We start from the raw sequence: 1,424 nt of genomic DNA on the forward strand, positions 1-1,424 counted from the left end.
GTTGGGGTGGACGACCCCCGAACGGCATCAAAGTGTGCCAGAATGAGGTTGTCGAACATCTCAATCGAGGAGGCCGTCCGTGGAACAGATTATTCGCATTGGCATGGATACGTCAAAGCATGTCTTTCAGCTACATGGGGTGAACGCGTCAGAGCAGCCGGTTTTGCGCAAGAAGCTCCGGCGCAAGGAAATGCAGGATTTTTTCACCAAGTTGCCGCCAACGGTAGTAGCGATCGAAGCATGCGGTGGATCGCATCATTGGGCGCGGCAGTTGCAACGCCTGGGGCACGAGGTGAAGATGCTGCCACCGCAGTACGTCAAGCCTTATGTGAAGCGCGGCAAGAATGATGCCGCTGATGCCGAGGCACTGTGCGAGGCGATGAGTCGTCCGACAATGCGCAGCGTGCCAGTGAAGACAGCTGAGCAGCAAGCCGCGCTGATGTTGGTAGGCATGCGCGATCGGCTGATCCGTAATCGAACCCAGCTTGCCAATGCAATCCGGGGCTATTCGGCCGAGTTTGGGTATACGGCCGCCAAGGGTGTTCGACATATTGTGCCACTGCTTGATCGGATTGCCGCCGATGAGACGCTGCCAGACATGGCGCGCGATCTGTTTGCAATCCACGCCCGTGAATATGTACAATTGCAGGCAGAAATTGAGAAGGTCGAGACCCGGTTGATGGCTTGGCACCGCGCTGACGAATGCAGTCGCCGCCTTGCGCAGATACCAGGTGTAGGGCCCATCGGTGCTTCGCTGTTGATCATGAAGACACCAGCGCCTGTGCTTTTCCGTTCCGGACGGGATTTCGCGGCGTGGCTTGGACTGACGCCCAAAGATCATTCGACAGCCGGCAAGGTCAAGCTCGGCGTTATCACCCGTGCCGGCGATGAGGCGTTGCGACGAACATTGGTAGTTGGATCAACTTCACTTTTGCAACAGATCCGCGCCGGACGTGCCAGGAATGCATCGCCTTGGCTCATTGACATGCTTCGGCGCAAACCGCCCAAACTCGTGGCAGTCGCGTTGGCGAACAAGATCGCCCGGATTGCATGGAAAATGATGATGACGGGCGCGGTCTACAATTCGCGATCTGCAGGACCTGCAGCGGCAAGCGCGATATAGAGCTCACTCAGGCGTGGTGAATGCGGGTGATGATACCGCGCCGAGTTGAGGTTGGAACTTGCAAGTGAACGAACAGATGGTGTGATCGATCGATCCGAGACGCGTGACAATCCGTTTGAATCAGTGGCCATCACAGGTCGCTTTTCTGTTTGGAACTCGCGTCGCGGAAACCATCTTGGCCCGCGGTCATGTGCGACCGCACCCAGAGGCCGGACATATGATCGCAAGCGATCCGATCAAAATATCTGTTCAGTGATCTTGTAAGAGGGGGTCGTCCACATATGATTCAAGGCTGCTCTTT

At 56.5% G+C, this 1,424-nt stretch carries 1 protein-coding gene; it reads left to right on the forward strand.

The window, feature by feature from the left end; translation table 11 throughout:
* Nucleotides 1–79 precede the first annotated feature (79 nt).
* Entirely contained in the window at nucleotides 80–1,123 is a 1,044-nt protein-coding gene (locus AQZ50_RS19855) for an IS110 family RNA-guided transposase (RefSeq protein WP_067749434.1), read from the forward strand.
* The last annotated feature ends 301 nt before the right edge of the window (nucleotides 1,124–1,424 follow it).

The organism is Novosphingobium sp. Fuku2-ISO-50 (assembly GCF_001519055.1).
Lineage (GTDB): Bacteria > Pseudomonadota > Alphaproteobacteria > Sphingomonadales > Sphingomonadaceae > Novosphingobium.